The sequence below is a fragment of the Cognatiluteimonas weifangensis genome (assembly GCF_003416885.1).
Taxonomy (GTDB): Bacteria; Pseudomonadota; Gammaproteobacteria; order Xanthomonadales; family Xanthomonadaceae; genus Cognatiluteimonas; species Cognatiluteimonas weifangensis.
The window spans coordinates 99,817-115,647 of sequence record NZ_QVPD01000004.1; the positions used below are offsets into that span (position 1 = coordinate 99,817).

General features: G+C 72.6%; 14 protein-coding genes. 6 read left to right on the forward strand and 8 right to left on the reverse strand.

The window, feature by feature from the left end:
- Positions 1-68 precede the first annotated feature (68 nt).
- From D0Y53_RS05200 to D0Y53_RS05220, 5 genes are all read left to right on the forward strand, one after another.
- The gene (locus D0Y53_RS05200) at positions 69-344 is read left to right on the forward strand and encodes a PepSY domain-containing protein (RefSeq protein WP_117202157.1); all 276 of its coding nucleotides are present in this window, start codon (positions 69-71) and stop codon (positions 342-344) included.
- 9 nt (positions 345-353) lie between these two features.
- The gene (locus D0Y53_RS05205) at positions 354-938 is read left to right on the forward strand and encodes a cytochrome b/b6 domain-containing protein (RefSeq protein ID WP_117202158.1); all 585 of its coding nucleotides are present in this window, start codon (positions 354-356) and stop codon (positions 936-938) included.
- 110 nt (positions 939-1,048) lie between these two features.
- Positions 1,049-1,723: a response regulator transcription factor gene (locus D0Y53_RS05210; RefSeq protein WP_117202159.1), complete on the forward strand. Its 675-nt coding sequence runs from the start codon at positions 1,049-1,051 to the stop codon at positions 1,721-1,723.
- Positions 1,720-3,102 (forward strand): ATP-binding protein, encoded by a 1,383-nt coding sequence (locus D0Y53_RS05215; RefSeq protein ID WP_117202160.1) that lies wholly within the window; start codon positions 1,720-1,722, stop codon positions 3,100-3,102. The genes D0Y53_RS05210 and D0Y53_RS05215 overlap by 4 nt, the downstream gene beginning before the upstream one ends.
- A gap of 119 nt (positions 3,103-3,221) precedes the next feature.
- Positions 3,222-3,746: a DnrO protein gene (locus D0Y53_RS05220; RefSeq protein WP_117202161.1), complete on the forward strand. Its 525-nt coding sequence runs from the start codon at positions 3,222-3,224 to the stop codon at positions 3,744-3,746.
- A 256-nt stretch (positions 3,747-4,002) separates the two neighbouring features.
- Here D0Y53_RS05220 and D0Y53_RS05225 read toward each other — a convergent pair whose 3' ends face one another.
- The 5 genes from D0Y53_RS05225 to D0Y53_RS05245 form a co-directional block, all read right to left on the reverse strand.
- Positions 4,003-5,049 (reverse strand): PLP-dependent cysteine synthase family protein, encoded by a 1,047-nt coding sequence (locus D0Y53_RS05225; protein ID WP_233511665.1) that lies wholly within the window; start codon positions 5,047-5,049, stop codon positions 4,003-4,005.
- Positions 5,050-5,146: 97 nt separating this feature from the next.
- The gene (locus tag D0Y53_RS05230) at positions 5,147-7,150 is read right to left on the reverse strand and encodes a pyridoxal phosphate-dependent decarboxylase family protein (protein ID WP_117202163.1); all 2,004 of its coding nucleotides are present in this window, start codon (positions 7,148-7,150) and stop codon (positions 5,147-5,149) included.
- A gap of 178 nt (positions 7,151-7,328) precedes the next feature.
- A complete protein-coding gene (locus tag D0Y53_RS05235) occupies positions 7,329-7,730 on the reverse strand; it encodes a SirB2 family protein (protein WP_117202164.1) in 402 nt (133 codons plus the stop codon).
- Positions 7,731-7,749: 19 nt separating this feature from the next.
- Positions 7,750-8,976 (reverse strand): NnrS family protein, encoded by a 1,227-nt coding sequence (locus D0Y53_RS05240; RefSeq protein ID WP_117202165.1) that lies wholly within the window; start codon positions 8,974-8,976, stop codon positions 7,750-7,752.
- A 117-nt stretch (positions 8,977-9,093) separates the two neighbouring features.
- Positions 9,094-11,367 (reverse strand): nitric-oxide reductase large subunit, encoded by a 2,274-nt coding sequence (locus D0Y53_RS05245; RefSeq protein WP_117202166.1) that lies wholly within the window; start codon positions 11,365-11,367, stop codon positions 9,094-9,096.
- A 235-nt stretch (positions 11,368-11,602) separates the two neighbouring features.
- Between D0Y53_RS05245 and D0Y53_RS05250 the strand changes: the two genes are divergently transcribed.
- Complete coding sequence (locus tag D0Y53_RS05250; protein WP_117202167.1) at positions 11,603-12,370, forward strand: helix-turn-helix domain-containing protein; 768 nt, start codon at positions 11,603-11,605, stop codon at positions 12,368-12,370.
- Positions 12,371-12,407: 37 nt separating this feature from the next.
- On the opposite strand, the gene D0Y53_RS05255 is transcribed toward D0Y53_RS05250, so the two are convergent.
- From D0Y53_RS05255 to D0Y53_RS05265, 3 genes are read right to left on the reverse strand one after another with little or no spacing between them, the layout of a single operon-like run.
- Positions 12,408-13,133 carry a sulfite exporter TauE/SafE family protein gene (locus D0Y53_RS05255; RefSeq protein ID WP_117202168.1) on the reverse strand — a complete coding sequence of 242 codons (726 nt, stop codon included), beginning with the start codon at positions 13,131-13,133 and terminating at the stop codon, positions 12,408-12,410.
- A complete protein-coding gene (gene ccoS / locus D0Y53_RS13245; protein ID WP_117202169.1) occupies positions 13,123-13,392 on the reverse strand; it encodes a cbb3-type cytochrome oxidase assembly protein CcoS in 270 nt (89 codons plus the stop codon). Before ccoS ends, D0Y53_RS05255 begins: the two co-directional genes overlap by 11 nt.
- On the reverse strand, positions 13,389-15,824 hold the full coding sequence (locus D0Y53_RS05265) for a heavy metal translocating P-type ATPase (protein ID WP_117202170.1): 2,436 nt from the start codon (positions 15,822-15,824) through the stop codon (positions 13,389-13,391). Before D0Y53_RS05265 ends, ccoS begins: the two co-directional genes overlap by 4 nt.
- Between the last annotated feature and the right edge of the window lie 7 nt (positions 15,825-15,831).

Consider the following 15,831-nt stretch of genomic DNA (forward strand, 5'->3'; position numbering starts at 1 on the left):
AGCACCGCATAAGCTGACGGCGCTGCAATGCGCTCCACGGGCATCCCGCCCCGTCACGGAGCAGCATCATGAAGCCAGTCATCGTCCTGTCCCTCGCCGTCGTCGCGGCCGTGGGTTCGCTGCCGGCCATCGCCGGCCCCAAATGCACCGATGCGCCGCGCAGCCAGTGGTTGCCGGAAGCGACCATGCAGGCCCGCATCCTCAAGGCCGGCTACACGATCGACAAGTTCAAGGTCTCCGGCCAGTGCTACGAGATCTACGGCCAGGACAAGGCCGGCAACCGGGTCGAGATCTATTTCGATCCGACCGATGGCCGGATCGTCAAGCAACGCGACGACGACTGAGGTGCGCGCATGAACGTCATCGTCGGCGCCACGTCCGGTCCGGAGGCCGGCCGTGGCGTCGGGACAGTGAAAGTCTGGGACCCGCTGGTGCGGTTGTTCCACTGGTCGCTGGCGGCCTGCATCCTCGGCGCCTTCCTGGTCGAGGAGGGCGATACCGCGCACCAGCTGCTCGGCTATACCGCACTGGGGCTGGTCGCGTTCCGCCTGCTGTGGGGCGTGGTCGGCACTCGCCACGCGCGCTTCTCCGACTGGGTCCGCGGCCCGCGCGCGGTCGCGGCCTACCTGCGCGAGCGCGTTGCCGGCAACTCGCGACGCCGGCTCGGCCACAATCCGGCGGCGGCGGTGATGATCCTGCTGCTGCTGGCCGGCGTCGCCGCGGTCGGCCTGACCGGCTGGATGCAGACCTGGGACGCGTTCTGGGGCGCCGAATGGCTGGAGGAACTGCACGAAGCGCTGGCCTACGGGCTGCTCGCCTTCATCGGCGTGCACGTGCTGGCGGCGATCATGGAGAGCGTGCATTACCGCGAGAACCTGATCGCGGCGATGTTCCATGGCCGCAAGCGCGCACTGGAGGACACCCGGCCGGCGCCGTAGTCTCGCCATTGGCCAGCGCGGCCGCGGTTCCTCCGGGTAGCGGGGGCGACCGCGGCCGCGGCTTGCGCCAGATCAAAGCAGGCACGACGCCCCGCGGCTAAGTTCGACCCATGCGCATCCTGCTCGCCGAGGACGATCGCGACCTGGGCCAGGCGCTGGCCGATGGCCTGCGTCACCTGGGCCATGCCGTGGACTGGGTGCAGGACGGCGTGCACGCGGCCAGTGCGCTGGCGGACACGCGCTACGCGGCCGCGGTGCTCGACTGGAACCTGCCGCGCAGCAGCGGCCCGGACGTCATTGCGGCGCTGCGCCGCCGCGGCGACCGCACGCCGGTGCTGCTGCTGACCGCGCGCGACGCGCTCGACGACCGCGTCGCCGGGCTGGATTGCGGCGCCGACGACTATGTGGTCAAGCCGGTGCGCCTGGAGGAACTGGCGGCGCGGGTGCGCGCGCTGCTGCGGCGCGCCGACGGCCATGCCGATCCGGTGCTGCGGGTCGGCGGCCTGACGCTGCAGCCGGCGACGCGCACGGCTGAGCTGGCGGGCGTCCCGCTGGAGTTGTCCGCGCGCGAGTACGCTTTGCTGGAGGCATTGGCCGCGCGACCGGGACGGGCCTGGTCGCGCGCGCAACTGGAAGAGGCGGTGTACGGCTGGGGCGAGGAAGTCGCGAGCAACGCCATCGAGGTCCACGTCCATCACCTGCGACGCAAGCTGGGCCCGCACTGGATCCGCACGCAGCGCGGCATCGGCTATGCGCTGCAGCCGCCGGTCGAGGATCCGGCATGAAGCGGCCGTCGCTGCATCGGCGCCTGCTGTGGCTGGCCGGCGTGCCGGTGGTGGCGCTGTGGCTCGCGGCCAGCCTGTGGCTGGCGCTGCGCACCCGGCACGAAACCACGGAGATGTTCGACCGCGAACTGGAGCGCACCGCGGCCAGCGTGCTGGCGGTGATCGCCTCCACGCCCGACGCGGCGTTGTCGCCGGCGCTACCGGACCGGGTCGTCGCCGCCGGCGACGACGAGCAGCGCCCGGAAATCATGGTGCGCGGCCGCGATGGGCGGGTGCTGCTCGACCGGTCCAGCTTGCCGGTCCTGGATTACGCTGCCGACGCGCCGCATTTCCACACCATCGATCATGCCGGCGAACGCTGGCGCGTGTATCAGCGCGAGGATGCCGCGGGCCGGCACTGGATCCAGGTCGCCGCGCCGTTGCACGACCGCGACGAGCTGCTCGCGGCGCACGTGCGGGCGTCGCTGCTGCCGTTGCTGGCGCTGTTGCTGCTGCTGCCGCTGGCGACCTGGCTGGGCTTGCGTCGCGGGCTGGCGCCGCTGCGCGCGCTTTCGCGCGCGATCGCCGCGCAACCGGCGCGCACGCCGACCCTGACCCGCGACGATGTGCCCGGCGAGCTGCTGCAACTGACCCGGGCGCTGGATGCGCTGGTCGGCAGCCTCGACCAGGCGCTGGCGCGCGAGCGCCGCTTCACCGCTGATGCCGCGCACGAGCTGCGCCATCCGCTGGCGGTGCTGCGCATGGAGCTGGACCTGGCCGGCAGCGTGGCCGATGCCGACGCGCGCCGCCAGCACCTGCAACGCGCCCACGCCGGGCTGGAACGGATGGAACGGCTGGTCGCGCAGCTGCTGACCCTGGCGCGGGTGGAATCCCTGGAAGGCCTGCCCGATGCGGCCACGCTGTCGCTGGCGACGCTCGCCCGCGAGGTGCTGGCCGCGGCCGGCGAACGCGCGGCGCCGCGCGACGTTGCGCTGTCGCTGCGCGAGCGGGACGCCGGACGGGTACGCGGCAGTGCCGGCCTGCTCGCCATCGCCCTGCACAACCTCGTGGACAACGCGGTCGCGCACGGACGCCGGCACGGGCGGGTGGAGGTGACGGTGGCGCGGCGCGACGCGCAGGTGGAGCTGGCGGTCGCCGACGATGGCCCCGGTTTCCCTGCCGGCCTGGGCGCGCGGCTGGGCGAGCGCTTCCTGCACGGCGGCGGCGGCAGCGGACTCGGTTTGTCGATCGTGCAGGCGATCGCCGTGCTGCACGGGGGCGATCTGGAAATCGGCCGCGCCGATGGCGGCGGGGCCCGCGCAGTGCTGCGATTGCCGGCACTGGCGGCGGCGTCCCCGGACGCTGCGGTTCCGGCCCGGGGCAATCGGAATCGCGGCTGAATCCGGTCGTCGCGCGGCGCGATGGCTGGACCCGGATTGACCTGGGTCAGGCATCCGGCGGCAGTCAGCACCTACCATTCCCGCAAGGGGCATGGTGCCCCACCCACGAGGTGTTTCCGATGCGAACCTACGTTCTCTCCGCTGCCATCGTCGGGCTGCTCGGCCTGGGCGCGATCGCTCCCACGATTGCCCAGGAGCATGCGCACCACGCGCAGCCTGCGCCCGCCGCCGCGACGCCCGCGGACCACGCGCACGAGCATGCGCAGCACGCACCGGACGCGGCGGCGGCGCCGGCGCAACGCTGGGCCACCGATGCTCCGCTGCGCAAGGGCATGGCCGACATCCGCGGCGCGGTGCAGGCGCTGGGGCACTACGAGATGGGCCACATGGGTCCGGAGCAGGCGCTGGAACAGGTGGCCACGATCGAACAGTCGATCGGCTACCTCATCGCCAACTGCAAGCTCGACCCGCAGGCCGACGCGGCCCTGCACGGCATCATCGGCCAGCTCGGGCAGGGGATTGCGGCGCTGAAGGCCGATCCGCAGGACCTGGCCGCGATCGCGACCCTGCGCAATGCGCTGCAGGCGTATCCGCGCCTGTTCGCCGACCCGGACTGGCCGCTCGACGCGCCCGCCGCGGAGTGACCGGCCGCTGACCTGGCACGACGCCGCGGCGACTGCCGCGGCGTCGGCGAGGATCCGCGTCCAGCGTGCGTTTCCGCTGTTTGTCCTGCGCCTTCAGCGACCGGCCGGCTGCCAGAACGGCTGAGCTCGTCCGGTCACTCGTCGGCCATTTTTTTTTTCGATCCCGAGCCGGGTCCGGTGGGGGCGGCGAAGCGCCCGGCGCAGGCGCGATGGCCCGCGCGATGTCCCGATCGTCGCCGACAGCGCCCCGCTTGGCTCAGGCCCCGGCGTCGCCCGGCCACTGCCCGGCGGCGAGGACCTGGCGCAGCGCCGCCAGTTGCGGCTGCGGGTCCAGGCCGTGCTGCGCCAGCCAGGCGCCGTCGAACAGGGTCTGGTCGTAGCGCTCGCCGCGGTCGCAGAGCAGGCTGACGATGCTGCCGCGCACGCCGCGCTGGCGCATGCGCGCGGCCAGCCGCAGGCAGGCGATCAGGTTGGTGCCCGAGGAGCCGCCGTAGCGGCGGCCGAGCAGGTCCTCGAGCAGCCAGGCGGCGGCGATCGAGGCGACGTCGTCGACCTCCACCACCTCGTCGACGACATCGAACAGGAAGCCCGGCTCCACCCGCGGCCGGCCGATGCCCTCGATCACCGTATCCCGGCTGCAGCCGGCGTCGCGATAGCGCGCATGCCAGCCGTGCGCGAACGCCCGGCCGCGGGGCTCGGCCACGCACAGCCGCGTGCGCAGCCCGCGGTAACGCAGGTAGCGGCCGATGGTGGCCGAGGTACCGCCGGTGCCGGCGCCGCAGACGATCCACGCCGGTTCCGGGTCCGGTTCCTGCGCCAGCTGGCCGAGAATGGATTCGGCGATGTTGTTGTTGCCGCGCCAGTCGGTGGCGCGTTCGGCCAGGCCGAACTGGTCCAGGTGGCAGGCGCCGCGGGCGGCGTGCCAGGCGGCGCGGGCATGGACCGTAGTCGGATCCTCGACCAGGTCGCAGTGGCCGCCCAGCGCCTGCACGTCGGCGATCTTGCCGGGCGAGGTGCAGGCCGGCATCACCGCGGTGAACGGCAGCCCGAGCAGGCGCGCGAACCAGGCCTCGGAGATCGCAGTGCTGCCGGAGGAAGCATCGACCACCGCCTGCCCGGCGTGCAGCCGGCCGTTGCACAGCGCGTACAGGAACAGCGAGCGCGCCAGCCGGTGCTTGAGGCTGCCGGTCGGGTGCGCGGCCTCGTCCTTGAAGTAGAAGCCGATCCCGGGGAAGCCGGGGAACTCCAGCCTCAGCAGGTGGGTGTCGGCCGAACGCGCGGCTTCCTGCCGCAGCCGCTGCACCGCCTGTCGCGACCAGGCGCGCGCGTCGTCGTCGGTGGGGGTAGAGGCGGGGGCGGATGCGCTCAGCGGTTGCGGGGATGTGGCCAGGATCGTCGTCTCAGGAAGCGAGCAGTGCGCGCACGCGCCGGGTCAGGTGCTCGAAGTACAGGTCGATGTAGCTGATCCCGTTCTCGTGGTCGACCAGATAGGGATTCATCAAAGTATGGCGCAGGATCAGCAGGCGGTCGTCGCCGTCGACCTGGCCGCGGTCGAGCGTGGCCGGGTCCAGCCCGATCGCGGCCAGCAGCCGCTGCGTCTCCGCCGCGCCCAGCGCTTCCGGTCGCAGGGTGGTGACCGAGCCGAAGAACTGCTTGAGCTGCAGCGGCTGCGCCGGGTCGCAGCGCAGCTCGTCGTGCAGCGTGCGCACGAAGGCGTTGGCGCGGGCGACCTCGGTGTTGCCGGCCGGGTTGAGCGCCAGGCACACCAGGTTGCTGTCGGGCGCGAACGGCACCAGCGCCTGCGCGAGCCCGGCGACCTCGGTGGCGAAGCGCTGCGCGCGCAGGTGGAAAGCTTCCGCGGCCAGTACCGTCTGCCGCGGCAACCGGCCGAAATGGGCGTGGTCCAGCGGCAGCACCTTGTGGGTGACGTACACCGCCGCGGCGGCGGCGCCGGCCTTGGAGCCCTCGGGGATGTAGCGGCCCAGGTGGCGGTAGCGCGCGAGGTAGTCGGCCTCGGCCGCGGTGTGGAACACGTAATCGGCGTCCTCGGCCAGCAGCGCCATGGCGCGGTGGTCGCGGCATACGAACGCGCCGGCGCCGTAGGGCAGGTAGCCCAGCTTGTGCGGGTCGACCGTGATCGAGTCGCTGCGGCCGAGCGCGGCGAACGCGGCGTGGACCTCGGGCTGCGGGAACTGGCGGTATTCGCGGCGGATGTCCTGCAGCGGCCGCAGGCTGCCGTCGGCGTTGCGGAACAGCGTCGCCAGGTAGCCGCCCCAGGCGGCATCGACATGCACACCGAAGCCCAGTCCCTGCGCCTGCCAGCGCTCGCGCGCGTCGACCACCGCGTCGACCGGGTCGATGGTGCCGTACTCGGTGGTGCCCAGCACCGCCACGGCCAGCAGCACCGGCTGGCGTTGCCGCGCGCACTCGGCGAGGCTGGCTTCGAGCGCGTCGGTATCCAGGCGCATGCCACGTTCGGGCAGCAACTGCAGCTGGTCGCGGCCCAGGCCGAGCAGCTTCAGGCCCTTGCTCCAGGAGTAGTGCGCGGTGATCGGCGCCAGCACCACCGGCACCCGCAGCTGCAGGTGCCGGGTGAAGAAGCCCGCCAGGCCCAGCTGTTCGATCCGCTGCGCCTGCACGCGGGCGCGCCAGTGCCGGCGCGCGTCGCGATCCAGCGTCGCCAGCCAGGCCTGCCAGCGCACCAGCAGCTCGATCCCGGCGCGGGGGCCGAGGTTGAACGCGGACCAGTCGTCGCCGCGCCAGTGGTCGTCGCGGGCACCGCCGGCGACGGCCGGCAGCTCGGGCACGCCGGCGGCGCGCAATGCCACCGGGAACGCCTTCAGCGCCAGCGCCAGCCGCAACGCCTGGTAGTTGGCCACGGTGCCGCCGGAGGTGAGATGGCCGAAGGCGCAGTCGGCGCGCGCCGGGTCGTCGGGATAGCCGAGCATGCGCGCCAACTGCAGGCCGACCTGGACTTCCATGTCCACGGTCACCGGCGCGGCATCGTCGCTGACGTTGTTGGGGTTGTAGGGCAGGGCGAGGATCTGCGCGACCAGGCCCGGCAGCAGCAGGTCGGACACCATGTGCCCGAGGTAGCGCGGGCTGTGGAACGGCACCGACTTCTTCAGCGCCGCCGACAGCTGGTGCAGCTCGCGCCGCATCCGCGCCTCGAAGTCGCGATAGCCGGGCAGGGTGGCCGCGCCGGTCGGGATCGCCGGCGGATCCTCGGGGTGGAAGTTGCGGCGCCAGTAGACGTGGTCGCGCAGGAACTCGACCACCAGTTTTTCCAGCAGGCCGTCGTTCTCGCCGTAGGGACCGAGGAAGCAGGCGTCGAGCAACTGCCGCTCGGCCCGGTCCTCGGCGGTGGGGGCGGCCGGGTCGCCGGCGACGGGCAATGCGGACATCCGGGGGGTGCTCCAGGGCGTGCACGGGAAGGCCCGCGTCGCGGCGCCGGGGTCGCAACGCCAAGCCTGCCCGGGGCGGTGCGGCGCCCGGGCCCGCATACCGTAGTCGCGGCCCGGCACGCTGCCACTGACCTGCATCAAGCCCGCCGCAGGCGGCGCCGCAGTCAGGCGCCGGCGTTCACGCGAACCAGGGCCACAGCCAGCCCAGCGGATGATGCATGCGGGCGATGCCGACGATCATCAGGAACACCAGCAGCGCGGCGCCGTAGCAGCCGGCGCGCAGCGCCGGCGAGCGCCCGCGGCGCAGCGCCAGCACCCCCAGCACCACGTACACGACCAGCAGCCCCAGCTTCACCGTCAGCCAGTGGTTGGCGAACAGCGCCGCCGGCAGGATCGTCACCAGCATCAGCGCCGCGGTCAGCAGCACCGTGTCGATGCTGTAGCTCAGGTAGCGCACCAGCGGCGCCTGCGGCCAGCGCGCGCCCACCAGCACCCCGAGGCCGCGCAGCGCGAACAGGCTGCCGCTCAGGGTAACGGCGAGGATGTGGACCCAGCGGATTTGCGGGTAGAACTCGATCATCGCTGCGCCCGGCTCCGGTTCAGCCGGAACGGCCGTCGACGCGCGGGGTCAGGTAGATCCACAGCGAGCGCAGCACCCACGGCGCGAACGCCAGCAGCCAGCCGGCCGCCGCGGCGATGTGCCAGGCCATCTGGTCGGGCGCCAGTTCGGCCGCGATCCGGGTCAGGCAGACCAACTGGATCGTGGCGAAGGCGAACGTCGCCACGCCGCCGAATACCAGCGGCCGCCCGGCATGGCCCTGCGTCACCCGCGTCACCATCGCCACCAGCAAGCTGCCGAAGAAGCCGATGAACAGCGCGTGCGCCGGCGCGCGCCCGAGCAGGAAGCTGCCACTGCTCGCGTAGAGGATGCTCTGCAGCGCGTACAGCGCCATCGCCAGCGGCAGCCACAGGTAGCCCAGGAACAGCACCCGCAGCAGCCGCGGCGCCGGCCCGTGCGGCCAGTTGCGCCACAGCCAGGTGCCGGCGAGCGCCAGCAGCGGCAGGTCCGCCAGCCACAGCCAGGCGTAGCCGTGCGCCAGCTCCAGCCCCAGGTGCAGCAGCACCAGCGGCCAGAACGCACCCAGGACCCACAACGGCCGCCAGCCGCGGTGGCCGCGGACCACGTTGCCGGCGAAGAACGGGAACATCCGGTGCGCGACCGTGAAGTACACCGGCAGCAGCAGCCCGAAGCTGCCGAGCTTGATCGCGGCGAACATCAGGCGCGTGTCGTAGACGTGCAGGAACAGCGCGTACAGCGCGAACCCGGCGAATCCGAGCGTCATCGCCGCGCCGCACGAGACCGCATGCCAGGTCTTGCCGCGGTCGCGCCACAGCAGACGCAGCAGGAAGAACAATCCGGTGCCCCAGCCGACCAGCGTCATCACCGCGCCGATGTGCAGCAGGTGCGCCGGGCCGAAGGCGCCGGCCAGGGTCAGCAGCTGGCCGCCGAACAGGCCGAGCCCGACCGGGACGTAGTGCCAGCGGGTGAGGTCGGGCTGTCCCATCCAGCGCGGGAACACGGTCAGCAGGAAGCCGAACATGAACGGCGCCAGCACCTGGTACTGCATCACGATCGCGTGCAGCCAGCCGCCGTACACCTGCGGCTGCGACAGCCCGATCAGCTGCCAGCGCGCGTCCGCCAGCCACAGCGCCCACCATGCCATCGCCAGCAGCACGTTGCCGGCGCCGACGAAGAACAGCAGCCGGTGCGGCGCGGCGGCAAGCAGCTTCGGAGAAATCGCGTTAGAGACCTGCATCGTGTCCATGATGGCATTTTCGCTGCGCGCTGGCGGCCCCGCCTTGATCCAGGTCAGCGGCGCAAATGGAACGAGGCGGCCGGCATGCCGACCGCCCCGCGCGTGCGTTGCGGCAGGTGCCGCGGCTCAGGCGGCGTCCTCCTGCGCGCCGCCGGGCGCGCGCAACGAGCGCCGCCCCATCCACAGCGAGGCGACGAACAAGGTCACCAGGAACGCACCGACCGCGAACAGGGTGTCGCCGGGCACCCGCATCCACACCAGCATGTGGATCAGCGGCTGGCCCATGAATTCGGCCGAACGCGCATACCAGTAACCATGCTCCAGCGCGGCCTGCAGCTGCAGCACGCCCATCGGCAGCAGGGTCAGCATGGCCATCAGCGCCAGGCCGATGTTGAGGCTCCAGAATGCGCCGCGCAGCGCGCCTTCGTGCCATTCCAGTTCCGGCTTCAGCCCGCGCAGGCAGAACAGCATCAGGCCGATGCCGAGCATCCCGTACACGCCGAACAGCGCGGTGTGCCCGTGCAGCGGGGTCAGGTTGAGCCCCTGCATGTAGTACAGCGCCAGCGGGGTGTTGATCAGGAAGCCGAACAGCCCGGCGCCGACCAGGTTCCAGAAGCTCACCGCGAGGAAGAACATGATCGGCCAGCGGTAGCGCGCCATCCACGGCGTGGCGCGGCCGTGGCGCCAGGTCTCGTAGGCCTCCATGCCGATCAGCGCCAGCGGCACCACTTCCAGCGCCGAGATGCTCGCCCCCAGCGCGATCACCCCGGTGCTGGTGCCGGCGAAGTACAGGTGGTGGAAGGTGCCGAGGATGCCGCCGGCCATGAACACGATGGTCGCGAACAGCACGTTGATGGTCGCGGTCTTGCCGCGCACCAGCCCCAGCTTCACGAACAGGAAGCTGATCACGGCGACTGCGAACACCTCGAAGAAGCCCTCGACCCACAGGTGCACCACCCACCAGCGCCAGTACTCGACGGTGGAGATGTGGGTCTTCTCGCTCCACATCAGGCCGGCGCCGTAGAGCAGGGCGATGGCGACCGTGGACAGGAACAGCAGGCCGACGATCGAGGACGTCTCGTCCTTGCGCCGCAGCGCCGGCCACAGCGCGCGCCCCATCAGGAACAGCCACAGCAGCAGGCCGACGAACAGGAAGATCTGCCAGAAGCGGCCGATGTCGGTGTATTCCCAGCCCTGATGGCCGAACCAGAAGTTGTGCTGCAGCCCCATTTTCTGCATCACCGCGAACCACTGCCCGGCGAAGGCGCCGACCACGATCAGCAGCAGGCAGCCGAACAGGACGTTGACCCCCAGGCGCTGGTATCTGGGCTCGTGCCCGGAGACCGCCGGGCCGATGTACAGGCCGGTGGCCAGCCACGCGGTCGCGATCCACAGCACCGCCAGCTGCGTGTGCCAGCTGCGGCTGAGCGAGTAGGGCAGGATCTCGGAAATGGCGAAGCCGTAGGCCTGCTGGCCCTCGACCTGGTAGTGCGCGGTGATCGCGCCCAGCAGGATCTGCGTCAGGAACAGCGCCAGCACCACCCAGAAGTACTTGGCGGTGGCGCGCATCGACGGGGTGACCACGACCGCGGCCAGCGGGTCGCGCGCCGGCGGTGCGAGGTGCTCTTCCTTGCGGTGCCAGGCCGCATAGTGCCAGGCCAGCAGGCCGATGCCGGCGAGCATGAACAGGATGCTGAACATCGTCCACATGAAGTTGCTGGAGGTCGGCGCGTTGCCGACCAGCGGCTCGAATGGCCAGTTGCTGGTGTAGGTCTTGGTGTCGTCGGGGCGGTCGGTGGTCGCCGCCCATGCGGTCCAGAAGAAGAACGCAGTCAGCGCCCGCCGGTGCTCGGCGTCGGGCACCGTGTTCTCGCGCATGGCGTAGCCTTCGCGCAGTTCCGCGGTGGCCGGGTCGTTGGAGAACAGGCTCTCGTAATGCGCCGCCACCTGCGTGATCGCCTGCGCGCGGCGGTCGCTGACCACGATCTCCTTGCGCTCGGGATCCCAGGTGTTGGCGCGCATCAGCGGCTTGAGCTTGGCCTGCTCGGCGGCCTGTTCGGCCGGGTCGAGGATGGCGTAGGCGGCGCCGGTGTCGGCGCGCGCGCCCAGCTCCAGCATGGTCGTGGCTTCGCGGTGCAGCCAGTCGGCCGACCAGTCCGGCGCCACCAGCGCGCCATGGCCCCAGATCGACCCCAGTTGCTGGCCGCCCATGCTCTGCCACACCTGGCGGCCGGTCTCGATGTCGTCGCGGGTGTAGACGACGTGGCCGCTCTGGGTCACCACGCGTTCGGGCATCGGCGGCGCCTGCTGGTGGATGTCCCAGCCCATCCACAGCAGAACGCTGAAGCCGGTGAACATCAATGCGGCAAGTCCGATCCAGAGTCGGCGGGTGGTGTCCATGCGACGCTCCCTTCGGTGGGTGTTTTCCCGGTTTTTTTGCGGGACCTGCAATGACGGCACGAATGCTCTCCAACGAGCATCGCCGTTGCCATGATGCGGGTCAAGCCGCGCACTGCGGCGCCGATGCAGGCGCCGGCCGCGGCCGCCGCGGTCGCGGGGGCTGCGAATCGGGCCTCGCGCCCGGCCAGGGGGCGGAAACCACGCGCGTGCGACGCCGGCATGGCACCATTGCCCCATGGCCAGCCCCACGGTTTTCGATCTCGCGCAGCTGCGGCGCGGCTGCTCGCAGTGTTCCCTGCAGCAGCTCTGTCTGCCGGCGGGCATCGATGCGGCGGAACTGGCGCAGTTGGAGCGGATCGTGAAGCGGCGGCGGCCGGTGGCGCGCGGCGAGCGCCTGTTCCGCGCCGGCGACGCGCTGCAAGCGGTGTACGTCGCGCGCGACGGCGCGTTCAAGACGATCACCGGCAACGAGGCGGGCGAGGAACAGATCGTCGCGTTCCACCTGCCGGGCGAGCTGATGGGCCTGGATGCGCTGGGCTCCGGCGCGCACCGCTGCGAGGCGGTCGCCCTGACCACGGCCCAGGTGTGCGAGGTGCCGTTCGAAAGCCTGGTCGCGGTGGCGCAGCAGTTGCCGGGCCTGCAGCAGCGGCTGTTGCGGGTGATCGGGCAGAGCGTGGATCGCGACCGCGACCATCTGGACATGCTGGTGCGCCGGCAGGCCAACGAGCGGATCGCGTTGTTCCTGCACGGCCTGGGCGCGCGCCTGCGCCTGATCGGGCGTTCCGGCGAGGACGTCACCCTGCCGATGAGCCGCGAGGACATCGCCCGGTTCCTCGGCCTGGCGCTGGAAACGGTCAGCCGCGGCTTCACCCGGTTGCAGGACGACGGCGTGATCGCGGTCAGCGGTCGCCGCGTGCAGATCCTGGATCCGGTCGAACTGGAGCGCCTGGCCCACGGCCAGGAGCCGCCGCCGCAAAAACAGGCCGGACGCGCCGCGCGCTGACGGCGCCCGGCCGCAGGCGGGCGGCGGAGGAACTGGTTCAGATCTGCCGCGGCAGGCAGCCCAGCGCGGCCAGCACGCCGTGCAATGCCGGCACCTGCATCAGCCAGGGCGCGGCCAGGGTCAGCAGGCCGGCCGCCAGCACCAGCAGGCCAGCGGCGGCCCGCCAGCCGCCACGCTGCAGGCGCTGCCCCAGGCGCGCGCCGGACCAGGTCAGCGGCAGCATCATCGGCAACGTGCCGAGGCCGAACGCGGCCATGGTCAGGGCGCCGTTGCCGGCGTCGGCCTGCAGCCAGGCGGCCGCCAGCACGGTGGTGCTCAGGCCGCACGGCATCCAGCCCCAGAGCATGCCCAGCGCGATGCGTTTGCCGGCGCTGTCGGCCGGCAGCAGCCGCCGCTGCAGCGGACGCAGCCGCTGCCACAGGCCCGCGCCCGGGGTGGCGCGGAAGCCCAGTTGCCTGCCGAAACCGAGCAGGCGCAAGGCCGCGACCACCAGCACCAGCCCGACCGCCGCGCGCAAGGCATTGGCGAGCCATTGCATCCGCGCCAGATCGAGCAGGCCGTGGCCGATGCCGCCGACGATGGCACCGGCCAGGGTGTAGCCGAGCACGCGCCCGAGGTTGGGCTGCAACGCCTGCCACCAGCCGCCACGCGGCGCCATCGCCGAAAAACCGGTGGCGATGCCGCCGCACATCGCCGCGCAGTGCACGCCGCCGAGCACCCCGGTGAGCCAGGCCGCGCCCAGCGTCAGCCAGTCAACCGGCATCGCCGCCGCCCTGGCTGGCATTGGTGCCGGGGTCGCCGCCGGCCCCGGCGCCGCCGTCGTTGCCGCCAGCGCCGGCATCGGTGCCGCCCTCGACGGGGGCGGGCGCCAGCGGGCGGTCGTGCGCGTCCTCGCGCAGGATGTCCAGCGCCGGCGTGTCCAGATCCTCGAACTGGCCCCGGCGCACCGCCCACACGAACATCCACACCGCCGCGCCGAGCAGCAGCAGGCTGAGCGGGATCAGCAGCAACAGGATATTCATGGCGCCGGGCCGTCCACGTTGCGTACCCGGGTCAGGCGCAGGGCATTGGCGGTGACCGCTAGCGAGGACAGCGCCATGCCCAGCGCTGCCAGCCATGGCGTCACCAGCCCGGCGGCGGCCAGCGGCAGCGCCAGCAGGTTGTAGCCCAGCGCCCAGGCCAGGTTCTGGCGGATGATGCGGCGGGTGCGGCGGGCGACCTCGATCGCCGCCGGCAAGCGCGCCAGCGAGCGCCCGGTAAGCACGAAATCGGCGGCGCGCTGCGCCAGCGCCGCGCCTTCGCCCACCGCCAGCGAGACGTCGGCGCCAGCCAGCACCGGCGCGTCGTTGAGGCCGTCGCCGACCATCGCCACGATCCGGCCGTCGCGCTGCAAGCGGCGGACGTAGGCGAGCTTGTCCTCGGGCGATTGCCGGGCATGCGCGGTGTCGATATCCAGCGCCCGGGCGAAGCCTTGCACCGCGGCCTCGCCATCGCCGCTGGACAGGTGCAGGACCAGACCCTGGCCGTGCAGCGCGGCGACCGCCGCACGCGCGTCCAGGCGCTCGGCTTCGCCGATCAGGAAGCGTGCATGGGCGCGGGTGCCGTCGCCCAGCCACAGCGCGCCGTCGTCGGGCGTGCCGGCGGCGGCGAACCCGGCCTGGCCCAGGCGCCAGCGGCGGCCCGCGACCGTGCCTTCGACCCCCTGGCCGGGCACCGCGCGCACCTGCAGCGCCGGCGGCACATCGGTCACCTGCGCGAAGGCGGCCGCCAGCGGATGGCCGCTGTCGCGCTCCAGTGCCGCGGCGATGCGCAAAGCCTGCCCCGGCTCGCAGCCGTCGCCGGCTTCGATCGCGGTCAACGTGGGCTGTCCGTCGCTGAGGGTGCCGGTCTTGTCCAGGACCACGTCGCTGGCCCGGGCCAGCCGTTCCAGCGCGTCCGGGCGCACTGCCAGTACGCCGAGCCGGGCCAGCGCGCCGTGCGCGGCGGCCAGTGCCGCCGGCACCGCCAGCGACAGCGCGCAGGGGCAGCTGATCACCAGCAGCGCCAGGGTCACTTCCAGCGCGCGCGCCGGGTCGTGCACGCGCCAGCCGGCATACACCAGCGCCGCGATCAGCAACAGCGCGGCGACGAAGCCGCTGGCGATGCGCTCGGCGCTGGCGGCCAGCGCCGGACGGTGCGCCTGCGCCTGTTCCACCAGTTGCGCCAGCTGCGCCAGCCGGGTGTGGCTGCCGGTGCCGGTGACGCGCAGCCGCGCCGGGTGCTCGCGGCAGGCGGTGCCGGCGTACACCGGATCGCCGGCACGCTTGTCCACGGCGCTGGATTCGCCGGTGAGCAGCGCCTCCTCGAAGCGCGCATGCGGATCGAGCAGCACGCCGTCGGCGGGGACCGACTCCCCGACTGCCACGCAGGCGACGTCGCCGACCTGGAGCGTGGCGATCGGTACCGACTCGCGGCTGCCGTCGGCGCGCTCGCGGCTGGCGAACGCCGGCCGCGCCCGCGCCAGCGCATCGACCTGGGCACTGGCGATGCCGCGCGCGCGCTGCTCCAGCTGGCGCGCGACCAGCAGCAGGAACACGAACATCACCGCGGCGTCGTACCAGACGTGCTCGGCGCCGGTGACGGTGCCCCAGACGCTGGCGACGTAGGCCAGCAGGGTGGCTCCGGCGACCAGCGTATCCATGCCCAGCACCCGCTCGCGCAGTTCGCGCCAGGCGCCGGCGATGAACGGCCAGCCGGCCCAGAACACCACCGGTGTGGACACCAGGAAGGTGATCCAGCGGAAGAAGTCGCGCGTGGGCAGCGGCATCTCGCCGCGGGTGTCCAGGTACAGCGCCTCGGCGAACATCATCGCCTGCATCGCGCCCAGGCCAGCCAGGCCGATGCGCAGCAGGGCGCGGTTGCGCTCGCTGCGACGCGCGCGTTCGCGGGCCTCGCCGGTGGCTAGGTACGGCCGGTAGCCGAGCGCGGCGAGCTTGCCCAGCGGCCGCGACAGCGGCGTCGCCGCGGGGTCCCAGGCGATGCGGATGCGGCCGGTGACGGCGTTGGCGCTGGCCTCCAGCACACCGGGCTCGCGCGCCAGCACGCGGTCGATCAGCCAGGCGCAGGCGGCGCAGCGCATGCCGTCGCTGAGCACGGTGATCTCGCGGCCGGCGACGCCGTCGACAGGCGCAAGCTCGCGTGCGTGCCCGGCCAGCAGCTCCTCGCGGTCCCAGAGCGCGAGGTCGATCGGCTCGGTGCCCACCCGGGTCGCGGGTCGGTTGCGCAGGCGGTAGTAGTCGTCCAGGCGGGCGTCGCGGATCCATTGCGCCGCGGTCGCGCAACCGCTGCAGCAAAACGCCCGCGGGGCGCCGTCCAGGGTCACCCGGGCCGGGTCCGCGGGCAGGGCTTCGCCGCAGTGATAGCAGCCCGCGGGGGCGCCGGGAGTGGCCGGGCCGGGGCTCAGCGACGCCGCCATCGCATGC

Excerpts from the sequence above, each read along its gene's own strand:
- D0Y53_RS05230 (WP_117202163.1), bottom strand. The coding sequence starts at position 7,150 with ATGTCCGCATTGCCCGTCGCCGGCGACCCGGCCGCCCCCACCGCCGAG.
- D0Y53_RS05245 (WP_117202166.1), bottom strand. The coding sequence starts at position 11,367 with ATGGACACCACCCGCCGACTCTGGATCGGACTTGCCGCATTGATGTTC.
- D0Y53_RS05215 (WP_117202160.1), top strand. The coding sequence starts at position 1,720 with ATGAAGCGGCCGTCGCTGCATCGGCGCCTGCTGTGGCTGGCCGGCGTG.
- D0Y53_RS05255 (WP_117202168.1), bottom strand. The coding sequence starts at position 13,133 with ATGCCGGTTGACTGGCTGACGCTGGGCGCGGCCTGGCTCACCGGGGTG.
- D0Y53_RS05220 (WP_117202161.1), top strand. The coding sequence starts at position 3,222 with ATGCGAACCTACGTTCTCTCCGCTGCCATCGTCGGGCTGCTCGGCCTG.
- D0Y53_RS05210 (WP_117202159.1), top strand. The coding sequence starts at position 1,049 with ATGCGCATCCTGCTCGCCGAGGACGATCGCGACCTGGGCCAGGCGCTG.
- D0Y53_RS05205 (WP_117202158.1), top strand. The coding sequence starts at position 354 with ATGAACGTCATCGTCGGCGCCACGTCCGGTCCGGAGGCCGGCCGTGGC.
- ccoS (WP_117202169.1), bottom strand. The coding sequence starts at position 13,392 with ATGAATATCCTGTTGCTGCTGATCCCGCTCAGCCTGCTGCTGCTCGGC.
- D0Y53_RS05200 (WP_117202157.1), top strand. The coding sequence starts at position 69 with ATGAAGCCAGTCATCGTCCTGTCCCTCGCCGTCGTCGCGGCCGTGGGT.
- D0Y53_RS05240 (WP_117202165.1), bottom strand. The coding sequence starts at position 8,976 with ATGGACACGATGCAGGTCTCTAACGCGATTTCTCCGAAGCTGCTTGCC.
- D0Y53_RS05250 (WP_117202167.1), top strand. The coding sequence starts at position 11,603 with ATGGCCAGCCCCACGGTTTTCGATCTCGCGCAGCTGCGGCGCGGCTGC.
- D0Y53_RS05235 (WP_117202164.1), bottom strand. The coding sequence starts at position 7,730 with ATGATCGAGTTCTACCCGCAAATCCGCTGGGTCCACATCCTCGCCGTT.
- D0Y53_RS05265 (WP_117202170.1), bottom strand. The coding sequence starts at position 15,824 with ATGGCGGCGTCGCTGAGCCCCGGCCCGGCCACTCCCGGCGCCCCCGCG.